The following is a 15026-nucleotide window of genomic DNA, read 5'->3' on the forward strand; positions in this document are numbered from 1 at the left end:
AGAGTAAACGGGATCAGTCTGTCATTTTCAATCATCCTGACCTTAAAATAAGTGTTATACTTGCTTTCCCGTTTACGTTGAATCACAGGCCGTGGCCTGTGATTCTTTTTTTTTCTTCTGATTATCTTAATCAGGTAAATAATTATGTAAAGGCGCTCAATACAGACTACTGGAGGTAACCGCTATGATGACGTTACTGTTCTATTGATACGAGCTGGCACGATCAGCTCGTATCGATAGAAGTGTGCTTCGCTATCGATACGAAATAAATCTTATTTCGGAGGTAGCGAATATGGAAAAGATATGTTTTGAATTAGAACAGGTTGAGATGACCTATATGGATAAAGTAATACTGAACATTGAGCGACTGGCTGTGCATCAACTGGATCGCATTGGTGTAGTAGGTGGTAATGGTCAGGGTAAAAGTACATTGTTGAAACTCATTGCGGGGCAGATCCAGCCGACAGCCGGAAAGGTAAAACGTTTTGCAGAGTTTGGTTATTTGGAACAAGTGGAACCACCCCAGTCTAACGAAAGTATCGAAGTTGACGGGGCTCTACTCAGTAAATTAGCCATACCTCAACACGACCAAGTATGGAGTGGCGGTGAACAAACCCGTTTGAAACTGGCTCAAATGTTCACTCATTATCATGAAGTACTGTTACTTGATGAACCAACAACACACCTGGATCAAGAGGGCATTACATTTTTGCTGGATGAATTGCGTTATTACTATGGGGCGCTTGTGCTGATCAGTCATGATCGTGCAGTTCTGGATGAACTGGTGACGACGATCTGGGAAATCCATCAAGGTGAGGTTCGCGTATATTCCGGCAACTATAGTGATTATCAGACACAGAAGAAGCTGGAGCGTGAACAACAAAACCAGGCCCATGAACAGTTTTCCAAGGAGAAAAGACGATTGGAGCTGGCCGCCCGGGAAAAGATGAAGAAAGCCGAGAAAATAACGCAGGCCGGAAGCATGTCCAAAAAAGAATCCAAGGCAAAAACAAACCGTATGGTTGAAACCAAATCCAAAGGCACCAGTCAAAAAGCGGTGCACCGCGCAGCCAAAGCGATTGAACAGCGTATGCAACAACTTCATGAGGTAAAAGCGGTACAAGAGGATCGGCCGATTATCTTCCGTCAACCGAAGACATTGGAGTTGCATAACCGCTTTCCGATTATGGCAGATCGCCTTACGCTTGAGGTGGAAGGTAACGTATTGCTGGAGGATGCAAGTTTTCAGGTTCCATTAAAACAAAAATTAGCGATAACCGGAGCCAATGGCAGTGGGAAAAGTACATTGCTTAACCATGTTTTCCATGCTGGAGATCAGATCACGATGTCTCCAAAAGCAAAGCTCGGTTATTTTCAGCAAATGAGCTATCGTTTCACGACAAAAGAGACCGTATTACAATTCCTGAAGAATCGTTCGGAATATGAGGAATCAGAGCTGAGAAGTGCGTTGCATGCGATGCAGTTTACAGGTAATGACTTGCTGAAGAATGTTGGGACATTAAGTGGAGGGGAAGCGATTCGTCTTCAATTATGTCACTTGTTTCTTGGACAATATAACATTCTATTGTTGGATGAGCCGACGAATTTTCTTGATATGCATGCATTGGAAGCGTTGGAGCGTTTTATCAAGGCCTATGAAGGGACGATTCTGTATGTATCTCATGATCAGAGGTTTGTTGAAAATACAGCGGATCAACAATTTCAGATTACAGAGCGTCAATTAATTCAGGTGACTATATAAGTTGAACTAAAGAATATTTACACGGATCACTCCGATGACAGAACAATCTTAGAGAAAGAGAAGTAACAAAAACAGCCAAAGTGATTTTGGCTGTTTTTTTTAGAATATGGAGGCTCGTGATCTAATAGGATATGTAGCTTCTATTATGAATCCGCTTTTATAACCGTTGAATGCATGTTACCTGTGAGACGTTGTGGTGGGAAAACCATGCGCACGGGCGCAATGATGATGGCAGCAAATACAGCCTTGATCAGATCACCAATAATGTAAGGATAAAACCCTTGAATCATGGCCTCAGGTAGGTCCATTTTGTAAGCATAAGCAAGCCAAGGCACACCAGATACATACACGAGCAGTGAACCAAATAGTTCAAATACGACAAAAGCGAGAATGAATCCTGTGACACCTTTGATGTTGATTCGTGCAAGCAACAGTCCAATCAATAATGCGGAGAACGGCCACATCATCACATATCCTCCGGTAGGTCCAAGCAGTACTGCAAGTCCTCCGGTCCCGTGTAGCAAGGGGAATCCAAGAGCGGTGAGCAGAACAACCATCGTGACACTTAGAAAACCATAGAGTGGACCAAGTAATCCTCCGGCCAGCATGACAGCCAAAGTTTGTAATGTTATCGGTACTGGGGAGAAGCCAATGGGAATGCTTATGTAACCAAAAAGTACTAAAATTGCGGCCATAAGTGCGCTGAATACAATACCTCGCAAAGATAATTTCATGTTTGAACAATCCTCTCCATTTTGGTAATATGATTGTTAACCAATTATTTAAATGTGGTTAACGATTAGGATCGTACCACATAACAATAGAAAGGGAAAGGACTAATTTACAATGCAAGGCAAACTGCCAATAATGATATTAGAAGATGTTCGGGTGCATTATGCTTCCGAAGGTAGTCAGGTGAGGAAAGCACTGGATGGGGTCTCACTTAAGCTGCACCAAGGAGAATGGATTAGTATTGTAGGAGCGAATGGCAGTGGAAAAAGCACACTCGCTGGACTACTGATCGGTTTCATTCCGCTATCGGGAGGGGTACGGGATATCTCGGATGAACTTACCGTTCGAGGTGTATTGCAGCAACCGGATGCACAGGTACTAGGCGATACGATTGAAGAGGAGTTTCATTTTGCGCTGTCACCATTGATGGATTCTGTAGAAGAGCAATTGGAGCGCAGGCAGGATGCATTACATACCGTAGGACTTCAATATCCCCCGGAGAAGGCTGTCTCACAATTATCCGGTGGACAGAAACAACTGCTTAATATTGCTGTAGCGCTCGCAGCCAAACCGGATATATTGATTCTGGATGAGCCAACAGCCATGCTTGATCCGGGAGCAAGAGACCGTATCGAGGCCATCGTTCAGAAGATTACCCAGCGGGGGACAACGGTGATCTGGATTACACACCATCTGGAGGAAGCAACCCTGTGTGATCGAATCATTGCTATGGAGAGGGGACGTTGTGTGTACAACGGGGAGCCCGAGTCCTTTTTCTATGAAACAGAGCTGAATGAGAAGGCTACTCGGGAAAATGAGCAGCTATCCCCCTGTGAACGGTTAGGATTGGACCCCCCTTTTACTGTAAAAACTGCGTTATTGCTCAAGCAAAAAGGTATGATGCCAGAAGCCATGCCACTGCGACCTGAGCAACTGGCTAAGGAGGTCGCACGTTGGAGATCGAACTAACCAATATACGTATAGAAGCATCGGAATCGAGCAAACGTGCACTGCTTGAAGATGTGAGTGTACAGTTGAACAGTGGGGAAATCACCTTGCTGCTGGGCTGTACGGGTTCAGGAAAAACGACTTTACTACAGACGTTGGCTGGTCTGAGACCGCCCGATGCAGGAAGTATCACATTGGATGGCACACCTTTATGGAAAGAAGGAAAAGTGCCGCAGTCGATTTTATTGCAAATGGGACTATTGTTTCAATTTCCGGAACAACAACTGTTTGCCCGAAGTATTCAGCGTGAATTCACATATTCTCTGCGTCCCTATCGACTTTCAGAGAAACAGCAACAAGAGCAGATCACAAAAGCACTGAACCAATGGGACCCGCCAGTATCCTCGGAGTTGGACCGACGTTTTCATCTGGACAGGTCGCCATTTGCTCTAAGTGGGGGAGAGAAACGCAGGTTAGGTCTTGCTCTCGGAAGTGTGACCAATCCACACTGGCTTCTGCTGGATGAGCCGAGCGCAGGGTTGGAAGCGCAAAGTGTCGGGCTTTTGCTGGATGTATTGGAGCAACATCGTCTGGCAGGTGGTGGGGTTGTGGTAGCAACCCATGATCTGGATACATTTTTGCCTTGTGCGGATCGAGTATTGTTGTTGCAGGAAGGCCGTCTAATCGCCGATCTTACGCCGAGAGAACTTCACAAAAGACCTGAACTGCTGGAGCAGACAGGGATCGGATTGCCACCATCGATGAGATTGGCACAGCAGTTTAGAGCAGTGGGTCTTGAGCTGCCATTGACCACAATGACGCCAGAGGAGATGGCTGAATGTATTGTTCAGTCCAAGTCAGTTGAAGTACAGATTCAAAACGAATCGAAAGAAACATCAGGGACGGTAACGATGGAAGTCAAGAGCGATGTAATGAAGTATGAAAAAGAAGCACTGATGCGGTCGTCCTTTGAAGCGGAAGATGATCCAAAGCTTCTTCCGAACACATTGACTCATTCAGGCGGATTATATGGCGTTATGGACCCGCGTCTGAAATGGATTTTGTATATTTTGCTGGTCACCGCAACTATGCTTCAACAGCGCTGGCTGGGATTGACTTTAACACTGGTGCCGGTAGTAGCAGCACTTGCCGTGCTCCCGCGTCAGACTTTGGCTGGGTGTATGAAGTTAATGAAGCCGTTATTATTCTTTTTCATCATATCAACGGCGTTATCTGGGACAACTCTTTCAACAGAAGGAGGAGGTCTGCACTTTGGTTTTTCCCTGATGCAGGCGGAGGGCACTTTGCTGAACGTGTATCGTTTGTTTATCGTCACATTGGCAAGCCTTTGGTTTTCGTTGACGACACCTTATGGGCGAATGGTAGAAGGGCTGAACTGGGTACTCGGTATCGGTAAAAAAATCAGGCTGCCCGTAGCTTCGTTTGCACTTGCTGTATCGTTAATCTTTCGGTTTATCCCGATGATCTGGAGTGAGTGGCAGCGATTCTCACTGATTGTACGGGCACGTGGAAAGGCAGCATTAAGACCAAATACCGTGCGAATTCGTGACCTGGGTCCCATGGTGATTCCCTTATTGATGGCACTGTTCCAACGTGCAGAGGATATGACCATTGCGATGGAAATGCGTAAAGTTAGAGAGCACTCTACGCTCGGAGGACGTTCATCGTTATTGGTATGGTCTAAACGAGATACCTGGATTAGCATGGCCGGCCTCATTGTTTTTGTACTATTAGTATGGATTCGCTAACTGTGATAGTGATGATTAACGTGATTAATCCGGTGATGAATAAGTTGATGGATTAGAACCATAAACGCAGTCTTTTCCAATAATGATGCATAATTTCGTGAGTCCTCGCTCACAATAAGTGTGCGTTGATCATCTGGCAGCGGATCAGGAGGGATAAACGATGAAAGATAAGTTTTTGCGTGAAGAACGGCAAGAATATACCGATGTGTCTACGGTGGAGTCGCAACGAAACGATATCACACTCGAAGAATTCCCGGAGGGCCCTTACGGTTCATCTTTACTATCCGAGTCTCTTGGCAAAAGTTCTCCGTGGCGGGCAGATCAGCGGTCTGCACATCGTTTTGATTATGAAAATCATGAGCTTCACGAGGGAGAAGTACGGGAGTATCCGGGTCAGGATGTTTTTGACGAAACGGTTCCGGATAACGTGTCCAAGCCTCAATATACGGAAGAATCGTAATGAGATTTTGATATAAAATAGAGCGTAGCCTCCGACAGGTTTTATCCTGTTCGGGGGTTATTTTCGTTGTGTTTAATGAAAATAAAATCTCCTCCAATTCCACATTATGGGTTATTATATGTGTAGCTCGAAGTAAAAATATGGTTGAATATGCGGGGGGACTTGGAATGAGAGAGATCGATTATAGTCAATATTTCTGGCAGGATGATAAGATCAGACTCCGTGCGTTGCGTGAGGAAGATTGGGAAGACCATTATTATAACCGCTTTGATACACCTGCCCGTCGGTTATTGGAGTGTGCAGTTGAGTTGCCGCCAACCCATGTTGAAGCGAAGAGTTTCACGGAAAACTTCTCTGATTTTTCTTTAGCCAAAGGACGGATCATGTTTACAATTGTAAATATGGATGGTGAAAATGTCGGAGGTGTGAATCTGAACAGCATTGATGAAAGGAACGGTACCTTTAGCATTGGCATTCAAATTGACAGGGATCATCGAGGAAAAGGATACGGAACCAGAGCCGTTCGAATCTTGCTGAAGTATGCCTTCTTCGAGCGCAGGCTCAACAAATTTAATGATTATGTACTCGAGGGAAATGAACCTTCCGCAGCGATGATGAGAAAACTTGGATGTGTTCAGGAAGGTGTGCGTCGCCAGGTGATCTACACGGATGGAAAATACCAGGATCTGATCCTCTTTGGATTAACCAAAGATGAGTTTATGGAAAAAGAGGGCCTTGTTTGAAGTAAAGGCTAATAAGCTGAAATTAAGTGTGTAGTAGGAGGAACTATGAACCAACCCATACTAACCGATGAATTAATCATCGATTCCAAGGATATTTATTTGCGTGAGTATCGAATTGAAGATTTAGAGAAACTGCAAGAAATTACGTGGCAACCTGAGGTGTATGAATTCTTACCGGGATGGAACGCTACGATTGAAGATAGGAGCCTGTGGCTCACCGAATATGAAATTCCTGAGAATCAGCGTTTTAAACAAGCTGTGGTGGCGGGAGGAGACATCGGAGATTTATACTTACGTATGGCTATCGTACTCAAAGAAAATGATGAGTTTATAGGATGGTGTTGCTCAGGGATTAAGGACGAACTGCCAGCACCCAATCGGGAGATTATGTACGGTATTTCGAAACACTTCAGAAATCGTGGTTACACCACGCAGGCGCTCAAAGGAATGACGGAGTACTTGTTTGAACATACAAACGTGGAAGTGTTAAATGCCATCGCTTTGACTACCAATCCAGCATCCAATAAGGTGATACAGAAATGTAATTTTGAACGGGTCAGCTCGATCGAGATCGAGGATGAAAAGTATAACCATTACCACCTGCGTAAGCAACAAGGCCAATTTTAATAGAACGTAGTCCATAGTGAAGGGCTATAAAATGAAAGTTTCGGATCAGGTTGGACAGTTATTGCTCTGGCTGTCTGATCTTTTTTGTATTTATTTTAAGAAGCTACTGAGGAAACCTTGTTAGGATACGTGCTCCCTTACATAAATGCAAAAGGTTAATCTATCGCATAAGGCTTATATTAATAATTTTCTCCTCGATAATAGCGCTCCAGTTTGTTATCCAAATGAACAAGCTGCGCTTTTTTCTCCTCGATATCATTCAGCAACTTTTGCTTTTGATCCTCAATCAGTTTTGTTCTTTCCTTCAGCGTGGAGGTTCCTTCATTGACCTGATCATAATACTTTTTGATGTCTTCCACACTCATCCCGGTTTCACGAAGGCATTTGATAAAAACCAGCCAGTTCAGATCCTCCTCCAAATAAAGACGGTTATTCTGCTCATTTCGTGCAGCAGGTTTCAGCAGTCCCTTTCTTTCATAAAAGCGGATCGCTCCAATGGAAATCTCAACTTTTTTCGCTACTTCTCCAATCGTTAACATGTGAATCTCCCTTTTATAAAAATAATTTGACCTACACTAAGTGTAGCATAGTAACTTATACATTGTTAAATAAAAATCAAATTAGGGAAAGAAGGATTCGCATGAAAAATACTGTTTTTGTAACCGGAGCAAATAAAGGGATTGGATATGAAATCGTAAAGCAGTTGGGTGAAGCAGGTTGGAAAGTTATCCTCGGCGCACGCAGTGTCGAACGAGGGGAAGCAGCTGTTTCAGAGTTAACTTCCAGGGGGTTAGATGTAGAATTTGTACAGATCGACATGATCGACTTGAAGAGCATTGAGCAGGCAGCCGATACGATTCATAAGACTTATCCCGCAATAAACCTTCTAATCAATAACGCGGGTATGCCTGGTGCGTTCTCTCATTCCTTCACGGATACAAAAGAGGAAGATCTGCGGAACGCCTTCGAAGTGAACTTTTTCGGCACGTTCCGTTTGAATCAGCGCTTGTTCCCGTTAATCAAAGATAATGAAGGTACAATCATTAATGTATCGACCGACATGGCTTCCCTGGACCATATGCAAAATGCGGAATTTACTTTAAACGCTTTCGACTATAACTCATCCAAAACGGCTAACAGTGCCATGACACTTTCAATGGCTTATGAAGTGAAAAACAGCAGGGCTCAAGTCTTTGCAGTAACGCCTGGATTCACATCAACAGATCTTAACGGCAATGCCGAAGGTGGTAAATCAAAAGAAGCCGGCGCTGCGATTATTGTGCGCTATGCGACAGATGGCAAACGCCATAACGGAGAATTCCTAGATGAGAATGGCGTGTACCCTTGGTAATCCACCGTTGCCAAAAGTAACAATAGATCGAGATGCATTTTAGAGCGTGTCTTCAAGCTCAAACTCAAATTCAAACTTAGGCAAGCTATTCGATGATTGATACCATTGTCTCAAAAGTCTTGAGGTCCAAGATAGCTGATCCTGGCTAATTTTAGTGAATGCCTAGACGATTTTCTAACGAACTCAGAACGTCTTATTCAGCCTCTAGGTACGCTTCTTAAATTGTAAGGAACATCAGACACGCTATTTTCCGAAATCCCCTGAGAAAAACGCAGTAAACGGTTGTTTATTCTAATATAACGTGGCTCAGGTTCATTAGATCTCTGTGGACGCTCCAAATGCTTGAATAAGACGTCTCAGATTCGTTAGCCTGAAAGTGCGAAAGCCTGAGACCAATTGAGCTACTACTTACTCTGCACTCTATCAATCGGATAAAAAAGAATCCCCCTTTCATTTCTAAACCGAAATGAGTGGGGGATTTGTCATGCAATGAAAAGCCAAAATTAAAATGGAAGAAAAGCAGAGTTTGGAGAGCTTGACTAGAGCTCACGTAATGATCAAGTAGATCTTACGTAGAGCTGCTTATAGTCAACTTATAGCCTATTTGCAGCCGACGCTCAGCTTAGACATCAGTCTTATGCAGCGGCATCAAAATCATAAATTCAGTTCCCAAGCCTACCTGACTTTGTACGGTAATTTTCCCACCATGCGACTCTACAATCGAGCGGGTAATGGCTAGACCGAGACCTGCGCCTCCTTGTTTTCGCGAACGAGAAGTGCTTGTGCGGTAAAATCGCTCAAAAATATGCGGCAGATGTTCAGGTTCAATGCCTGTACCGTTATCCTTCACTGACAATTCAGCCTTATGGTGCGTGGCATATAATGTTATGGAGATGGCTCCATGCTCAGAATCGGTGTGCTGCACCGCATTATGGAACAGATTCAGCACAACCTGTTTCAGCTTGTAAGGGTCAGCCAGTACATACACTTCAGCCGTCAGGTCAAGGTGAATGGATCTTTGCTGAGCCATCATGGCGAGTTGTGGTTGCATTTCGAGCAGCAGACTGTCTAGTTGAATGACCTCCCGCTCCTGCTTTGGAGCCTGATCCAGTTTGGTTAGTAACAGCAAATCTTCAACCAGCTTGTTAATGCGTACGGATTCGCCGTGCATACTGTCCAGTGCTTTATACAATTGATCTTGATTGGTCGCTGCACCCCGCTGTAGAACTTCAATGAAGCCGTGAATGGAGGTGAGCGGGGTACGAAGCTCATGGGAAGCATCAGACAAGAAACGCTGCATCTGCTCTTTCGATTCCCGCTCCGCTTCAAACGAGTTCTCCAGTCTTTCAAGCATACCATTGAATGAAACTGCGAGCTGATCCACTTCCTCTTGTCCCTGAACGACGGGAAGGCGTTCTGCGAGGCTGCCTGCGTCGATCTGCTGTACTTTATTCACCATATTGGACAGGGGAACCAGCGTCCGGCGTAATACCTTAGTGTATAGAACAAGACCGGCTACCATGGCCAACAGCGATAACATGAGGAAAATCAGAAGCTGTTTAATAATCAAGTCTCTAAGTGGCTTCGTAGCCGTTCCCATCTGGACCATCGGTAAACCGCGATTGCGTGGACCGGGTGAAGCGAATACAATCAATTGCTCATTCCCTTGGCTATCCGTGACAATCCGGTAGGGAATGTGTTTTTGTTCTTTCAACTCATCTGTTATGTCCTGATATTCAGCGGTTGATAGTTGAGGGGCTTTCAGACCATCTTCCCCAAAAACATCCTCGAACGTACCCTGGTTATCAAACAGAGCCAATGAACGGTCAGGAATAAACAGCACCCGATTACCAGACCCGTTTCCTGCCTGTCCACCGAAAGGATTGTTAGAAGAGCCGCTACGTGACTGGATTCCGAGCCAAACCGGGGGCATGGACATGAGCTGTTCTTCCATGGTTTTTGCCTGGTTCCGGTAGAGAAAACTTTCCATGATCCAGAATTGCAGGATACCGATTAACAATAACAGCCCAGCAAGCACGAACAGGGAACGTGAGAGCAATTGAGAACGCAGTGAATGAGGCCAGATCCATTGGTGAAGACGTCTTAAATGAAGTTTATTTTTCTTAGGCAGCGAGTTCATCAGAGATCCACCCTGTACCCGACACCCCGAAGCGTGCGAATGAGTTTATGCTCTTTATCCCCGAGTTTGTCGCGCAAGGAGCGAACGTATACCTCCACAATATTTTCTTCCCCACCAAAATCATACCCCCACACCCTGCTCAGAATGGTCGCTTTGCTAAGAACGATCCCATGATTAAGCACAATGAATTTTAGCAATTCGTATTCGGTAGGAGATAACTCCAGGACCTGATTCTGATAGGTGATTTCTTTGCGCTGATCATCAATTCGGAAAGGACCGTGGGTGACGGCTCCTATTAATAAAGGAAATTGATTACGCAGTCTGGCCTGAATCCGGGCGAGCAGTTCGTCAAAGGCAAAGGGTTTGATCATGTAATCGTCAGCACCTAACCAAAGGCCCTTAACCCGATTCTCGACTTCATCCTTCGCTGTCAGCATAATTACGCCAACCTCGGCACCGGTCTTACGCAGACGCTCGACCACTTCGAAACCATCCATCTCTGGCATCATGACATCCAGAATAGCCATATGTGGCCTGAATTCAAGCGCCAACTCAAGCGCAGCCGCTCCATCTGGTGCGGTGCGCACATCAAAGCCCTCATTGCTTAATCCAAGCTCTAGAAATTGTAAAATATGCGGTTCATCATCAGCCAATAGTATTTTAATTCCGCTGCTAAGCTTCATAATGTGCCTTCTCTCCTTGCCTGATCCATCTAGATTTCTCCCTCACTTCGGAGGGACTGTATGTTGTATTATCGCTTGCCAAACTGAAATTTAGCTGAAAGGATTGTGAATTATCCTCAGACAACATTCAGCGGGCACTCATCCCAGTTTTATTTTGGCATGTCACAATACTAGACATGAAGAACTTTGAAGGAGTGATTAACTTTGAATAACACCAAAAGAAGGATGGATTTTGTCCTTCTGCCGATTGTATTACTGGCGGCATTTCTAAATGGGTACGGTATCTGGAACGATCAATATGCCAATTCCTATTATACGACTGCCGTTGGGAGTATGCTCAGCAACTTCCATAACTTTTTCTATGCTTCACTAGACTCGGCAGGCTCGGTCACTGTAGATAAACCACCTGTTGTCTTCTGGATCCAGACGGCCTTTGCCTATGTCTTTGGATTGCACGGATGGAGTGTTATTTTGCCGCAGGTATTAGCGGGAATCGGTTCGGTGCTCCTGATCTATTTCATGGTGAAACCTACATATGGTCTTGCAGCAGCACGAATCTCGGCACTTGCGATGGCAACTGTGCCTGTTGTGGCGGCAGTCAGCCGGACCAACAATATTGACAGCATGCTGGTGTTTACACTACTGCTGGGTTCATGGTTTTTGTTCAAAGGCAGCAAACAAGGCAGTACTTGGCGCATTCTGGTTGCCTTTGGGTTAATAGGCGTAGCCTTTAATATGAAAATGCTTCAAGCCTACATGATTCTCCCGGCTTTTTACTTGTTCTATCTGCTTGCATTTCAGGCGAAATGGAGAAGGAAGATCATCCTGCTGATCGGCAGCACAGCGGTTCTGGCGGTCGTTTCCTTATCCTGGGCGGTCACTGTGGATTCTATCCCCGAAGACGAGCGGCCTTATATCGGCAGCAGTGAGACAAACTCGGTCATGGAACTCGCCTTTGGATACAATGGACTGGCTCGCCTAACGGGTCAGCAGAATACTGCAGGTAACGCAGGTATGCCAAATGGTATGGGACAGGGAAATAATCGGGGCAATCGAGGAGACTTGTCTTCAGGCCCTAATCAGACAGATAGTGGTGTTCCTGGTGCTGGGCAAGATGTCAATGCACCGGATAACGATAAAATGAATGGTTCGAACGGCTTGAACGCCATGGGCGGCATGAATGGGCCGAATGGCAATTTCCCGAACGGACAGATGCCGAATGATATGGAAATGCCAAATGGAAGAAATTTCGGCGGAGGCATGGGAGGAATGTTTGGTACGGGGGAAAAAGGTCCTCTGCGTCTGTTCCAGACTGAACTGTCAGGTCAAGCTAGCTGGCTGTTGCCAGTTGTGCTGCTTGGAAGCATTGCCCTATTTGCAGGATTAAGACGAAGAAATATAACCAACAAACACAAGGAGGCCTTGTTCTGGCTGGCCTGGCTGCTTCCCGTTGCTGCCTTTTTCAGTGTGGCAGGTTTCTTCCATCAATATTATCTGATTATGCTTGCACCTCCAATTGCGGCGCTGTCTGGCGCAGGATTTGTAGCGATGTGGAAGTCATATCGTGATCGCAATGGCTGGCTGGCCTGGTTGCTTCCGGTGTCCGTGCTGCTGACGACTCTGTTCGGCTGGTATATCATGCAGGCGTATAACGATACGATTGGTGCAGGCTGGTCCATTAGTGAATTGATCGCAGGCATTCTGGTCACGGTCATCCTTGTTGGTATGCTTCATCGCACACATCAATGGAAACAGGGCTTCATTATCGCGGGATTCATAGTGATGCTGATCGGTCCAATCTACTGGGCATTCACCCCAATCACTTACGGTGGCAACAGCATGATTCCGGCAGCAGGACCTACTGGTTCCAATGGTATGTTTGGTGGAGCAGGAATGGGCATGCCGATGGGTAACGGTGCAGGAGACACGGAAATGCCTACAATGGGTGGCCGTGGCGGAATGGGGAACCGTAACGAAGAAGTGGATACAGCCACACTGAATTATCTGAAAGAGCACAATACAGGCGAAACGTATCTCTTCGCCACTACGGACTATAATCAGGCAGCACCTTATATTATCGACGAAAAAGCATCGGTAATTACGCTTGGAGGTTTCTCCGGGTCAGACCCGGTGTACACAACAGAGGAACTTGAGCAACTCGTCAAGAGCGGGCAAGTGAAATACTTCATGGTTGGTGGCATGGGTGGCCGCGGAGGGAACTCGGATATTAGCGATTGGATCAAAGAGCACGGAACCGAGATTCCAGCCTCAGAATGGCAGACAGGCACCGACAGCGGATCTATGGATAACGGAGACACGGAGAATGAAGCTGGATTTGGATTCGGATTTGGTGGACAGACCACCTTGTACGAAGTGAAATTATAAACTGAAATGAAAATCTCGAACGAAATCCATTGGAAAAGGGAGGGGACAAACATGGCTCAAGCGTACCGATACAGCATTATTATTCCCATGTATAACGAGGAAGCGGTGATCGAGGAGACTTATCGGCGTCTGAAGAAGGTCATGGGCAGCACGGGAGAGAGCTATGAACTGTTGTTTGTCAATGATGGAAGCGTGGATCGAAGTGCACAGATGATCCGTGATTACGCCCGTTGGGACGAGAGTGTGAAGCTGATCGATTTTGCCCGTAACTTTGGACATCAGATTGCGATAACAGCGGGTATGGATTATGCAGTGGGGGATGCGGTGGTTATTATTGATGCGGATCTGCAGGACCCTCCCGAACTGATACTGGATATGATCGCCAAATGGAAAGAGGGCTATGAAGTCGTATATGCACGTCGCACCAGACGTAGCGGGGAAACTCGCTTCAAGAAATGGTCGGCAAGTTTGTTCTATCGTGTCCTTCGTGCCTCAACGGATACGGATATCCCGGTAGACACCGGAGATTTTCGCCTGATTGACCGCAAGGTATGTGATGAGATGAAACGTCTTCCGGAGAAAAACCGGTTTGTGCGCGGGTTGGTCAGTTGGGTCGGATTTCGTCAGACTGCGATTGAATATGAACGCGATGAACGTCTGGCAGGCGAAACAAAATATCCGTTGAAACGCATGTTGAAGCTAAGCCTGGATGGCATTACGTCATTTTCGCATAAACCACTCAAGCTTGCAGGTTATGTAGGTGCGATCCTGTCGGTAGGCGGATTCATCTATATGTTAACGGTTATTGTCTCGGCCATATTTACGGATTCAACGATTAAGGGATGGCCATCTATTGTGAGTATCATGCTGATGTTTAACGGATTCATCCTGATCATGCTGGGCATTCTGGGCGAGTACGTTGGCCGAATCTATGATGAGACCAAGGCGCGTCCGCTATACATTGTGAGAGATGTAGTTCAGGCCGAGGGCCAGCAAGCGCAATCCCGATTGACAGCCCGAGTTGCTCATCATGACTAAGCGTCTGGTGACACTCTTCAAGTTCGGTATTGTGGGTGTTACGAATACGGCAGTCGATGCGGTGGTGTTTGCTTTACTCGCAGTGGTCGGTGTGCCGGTTCTGATTGCTCAAGTAATCTCGTACAGCTGCGGTGTTGCGAACAGTTATTGGCTGAATGGCAGGTGGACTTTTCGTGATACAGCACAAGGGGGCGGCGATAGAGCGAAACTTATTCGTTTTCTAATCACCAATCTCGTTGTTCTCGCGTTATCCGCGCTGATTCTGATGACTTTGCACGACATGCTGGGTTGGAGTCTCGTGATAAGCAAGATCCTGGCTACCTTAATGGGAATGGTTCTGAACTATATGGCCAGCAGATATTGGGTGTTTCGTATCGCTACTTAACTG

General features: G+C 45.9%; 14 protein-coding genes. 10 read left to right on the forward strand and 4 right to left on the reverse strand.

What is annotated here, in order from left to right; translation table 11 throughout:
* Positions 1-292 precede the first annotated feature (292 nt).
* Positions 293-1762, forward strand: a complete 1470-nt coding sequence (locus MKY44_RS11990; RefSeq protein ID WP_341007208.1) for an Msr family ABC-F type ribosomal protection protein — start codon at positions 293-295, stop codon at positions 1760-1762.
* A gap of 143 nt (positions 1763-1905) precedes the next feature.
* Here MKY44_RS11990 and MKY44_RS11995 read toward each other — a convergent pair whose 3' ends face one another.
* The gene (locus MKY44_RS11995; RefSeq protein WP_215075083.1) at positions 1906-2496 is read right to left on the reverse strand and encodes a biotin transporter BioY; all 591 of its coding nucleotides are present in this window, start codon (positions 2494-2496) and stop codon (positions 1906-1908) included.
* A 112-nt stretch (positions 2497-2608) separates the two neighbouring features.
* On the opposite strand from MKY44_RS11995, the gene MKY44_RS12000 reads away from it, so the two are divergent.
* The 5 genes from MKY44_RS12000 (at position 2609) to MKY44_RS12020 (ending at position 7041) form a co-directional block, all read left to right on the forward strand.
* Complete coding sequence (locus MKY44_RS12000) at positions 2609-3463, forward strand: ATP-binding cassette domain-containing protein (protein ID WP_341007209.1); 855 nt, start codon at positions 2609-2611, stop codon at positions 3461-3463.
* Positions 3448-5211 carry an ATP-binding cassette domain-containing protein gene (locus tag MKY44_RS12005; protein ID WP_341007210.1) on the forward strand — a complete coding sequence of 588 codons (1764 nt, stop codon included), beginning with the start codon at positions 3448-3450 and terminating at the stop codon, positions 5209-5211. The genes MKY44_RS12000 and MKY44_RS12005 overlap by 16 nt, the downstream gene beginning before the upstream one ends.
* Before the next feature lie 160 nt (positions 5212-5371).
* The gene (locus MKY44_RS12010; protein ID WP_341007211.1) at positions 5372-5671 is read left to right on the forward strand and encodes a hypothetical protein; all 300 of its coding nucleotides are present in this window, start codon (positions 5372-5374) and stop codon (positions 5669-5671) included.
* A 167-nt stretch (positions 5672-5838) separates the two neighbouring features.
* Complete coding sequence (locus MKY44_RS12015; protein ID WP_237175580.1) at positions 5839-6414, forward strand: GNAT family N-acetyltransferase; 576 nt, start codon at positions 5839-5841, stop codon at positions 6412-6414.
* 45 nt (positions 6415-6459) lie between these two features.
* Positions 6460-7041 carry a GNAT family N-acetyltransferase gene (locus MKY44_RS12020; RefSeq protein WP_341007212.1) on the forward strand — a complete coding sequence of 194 codons (582 nt, stop codon included), beginning with the start codon at positions 6460-6462 and terminating at the stop codon, positions 7039-7041.
* Positions 7042-7220: 179 nt separating this feature from the next.
* Here MKY44_RS12020 and MKY44_RS12025 read toward each other — a convergent pair whose 3' ends face one another.
* Positions 7221-7580 carry a MerR family transcriptional regulator gene (locus tag MKY44_RS12025; RefSeq protein ID WP_091031062.1) on the reverse strand — a complete coding sequence of 120 codons (360 nt, stop codon included), beginning with the start codon at positions 7578-7580 and terminating at the stop codon, positions 7221-7223.
* Positions 7581-7681: 101 nt separating this feature from the next.
* Here MKY44_RS12025 and MKY44_RS12030 point away from each other — a divergent pair, with 101 nt between their 5' ends.
* Positions 7682-8392 (forward strand): SDR family NAD(P)-dependent oxidoreductase, encoded by a 711-nt coding sequence (locus MKY44_RS12030; RefSeq protein ID WP_341007213.1) that lies wholly within the window; start codon positions 7682-7684, stop codon positions 8390-8392.
* Between the two features lie 622 nt (positions 8393-9014).
* Here MKY44_RS12030 and MKY44_RS12035 read toward each other — a convergent pair.
* Both MKY44_RS12035 and MKY44_RS12040 read right to left on the reverse strand, forming a co-directional pair.
* On the reverse strand, positions 9015-10532 hold the full coding sequence (locus MKY44_RS12035) for a sensor histidine kinase (protein ID WP_341007214.1): 1518 nt from the start codon (positions 10530-10532) through the stop codon (positions 9015-9017).
* Positions 10532-11215, reverse strand: coding sequence for a response regulator transcription factor (locus MKY44_RS12040; RefSeq protein ID WP_105598555.1), 684 nt, complete (start codon positions 11213-11215; stop codon positions 10532-10534). Before MKY44_RS12040 ends, MKY44_RS12035 begins: the two co-directional genes overlap by 1 nt.
* A gap of 225 nt (positions 11216-11440) precedes the next feature.
* Between MKY44_RS12040 and MKY44_RS12045 the strand changes: the two genes are divergently transcribed.
* The 3 genes from MKY44_RS12045 to MKY44_RS12055 are packed head-to-tail and all read left to right on the forward strand — an operon-like array spanning position 11441 to position 15023.
* Positions 11441-13600: a glycosyltransferase family 39 protein gene (locus tag MKY44_RS12045; protein ID WP_341009837.1), complete on the forward strand. Its 2160-nt coding sequence runs from the start codon at positions 11441-11443 to the stop codon at positions 13598-13600.
* Positions 13601-13651: 51 nt separating this feature from the next.
* Positions 13652-14638 carry a glycosyltransferase family 2 protein gene (locus tag MKY44_RS12050; protein WP_341007216.1) on the forward strand — a complete coding sequence of 329 codons (987 nt, stop codon included), beginning with the start codon at positions 13652-13654 and terminating at the stop codon, positions 14636-14638.
* Positions 14631-15023, forward strand: coding sequence for a GtrA family protein (locus tag MKY44_RS12055; RefSeq protein WP_341007217.1), 393 nt, complete (start codon positions 14631-14633; stop codon positions 15021-15023). The genes MKY44_RS12050 and MKY44_RS12055 overlap by 8 nt, the downstream gene beginning before the upstream one ends.
* The last annotated feature ends 3 nt before the right edge of the window (positions 15024-15026 follow it).

The organism is Paenibacillus sp. FSL R7-0026 (assembly GCF_038004485.1).
In the GTDB taxonomy this organism is placed as follows: Bacteria; Bacillota; Bacilli; order Paenibacillales; family Paenibacillaceae; genus Paenibacillus; species Paenibacillus xylanexedens_A.

Excerpts from the sequence above, each read along its gene's own strand:
- MKY44_RS11990 (WP_341007208.1), top strand. The coding sequence starts at position 293 with ATGGAAAAGATATGTTTTGAATTAGAACAGGTTGAGATGACCTATATG.
- MKY44_RS11995 (WP_215075083.1), bottom strand. The coding sequence starts at position 2,496 with ATGAAATTATCTTTGCGAGGTATTGTATTCAGCGCACTTATGGCCGCA.
- MKY44_RS12000 (WP_341007209.1), top strand. The coding sequence starts at position 2,609 with ATGCAAGGCAAACTGCCAATAATGATATTAGAAGATGTTCGGGTGCAT.
- MKY44_RS12010 (WP_341007211.1), top strand. The coding sequence starts at position 5,372 with ATGAAAGATAAGTTTTTGCGTGAAGAACGGCAAGAATATACCGATGTG.
- MKY44_RS12015 (WP_237175580.1), top strand. The coding sequence starts at position 5,839 with ATGAGAGAGATCGATTATAGTCAATATTTCTGGCAGGATGATAAGATC.
- MKY44_RS12020 (WP_341007212.1), top strand. The coding sequence starts at position 6,460 with ATGAACCAACCCATACTAACCGATGAATTAATCATCGATTCCAAGGAT.
- MKY44_RS12025 (WP_091031062.1), bottom strand. The coding sequence starts at position 7,580 with ATGTTAACGATTGGAGAAGTAGCGAAAAAAGTTGAGATTTCCATTGGA.
- MKY44_RS12030 (WP_341007213.1), top strand. The coding sequence starts at position 7,682 with ATGAAAAATACTGTTTTTGTAACCGGAGCAAATAAAGGGATTGGATAT.
- MKY44_RS12035 (WP_341007214.1), bottom strand. The coding sequence starts at position 10,532 with ATGAACTCGCTGCCTAAGAAAAATAAACTTCATTTAAGACGTCTTCAC.
- MKY44_RS12040 (WP_105598555.1), bottom strand. The coding sequence starts at position 11,215 with ATGAAGCTTAGCAGCGGAATTAAAATACTATTGGCTGATGATGAACCG.
- MKY44_RS12045 (WP_341009837.1), top strand. The coding sequence starts at position 11,441 with ATGGATTTTGTCCTTCTGCCGATTGTATTACTGGCGGCATTTCTAAAT.
- MKY44_RS12050 (WP_341007216.1), top strand. The coding sequence starts at position 13,652 with ATGGCTCAAGCGTACCGATACAGCATTATTATTCCCATGTATAACGAG.
- MKY44_RS12055 (WP_341007217.1), top strand. The coding sequence starts at position 14,631 with ATGACTAAGCGTCTGGTGACACTCTTCAAGTTCGGTATTGTGGGTGTT.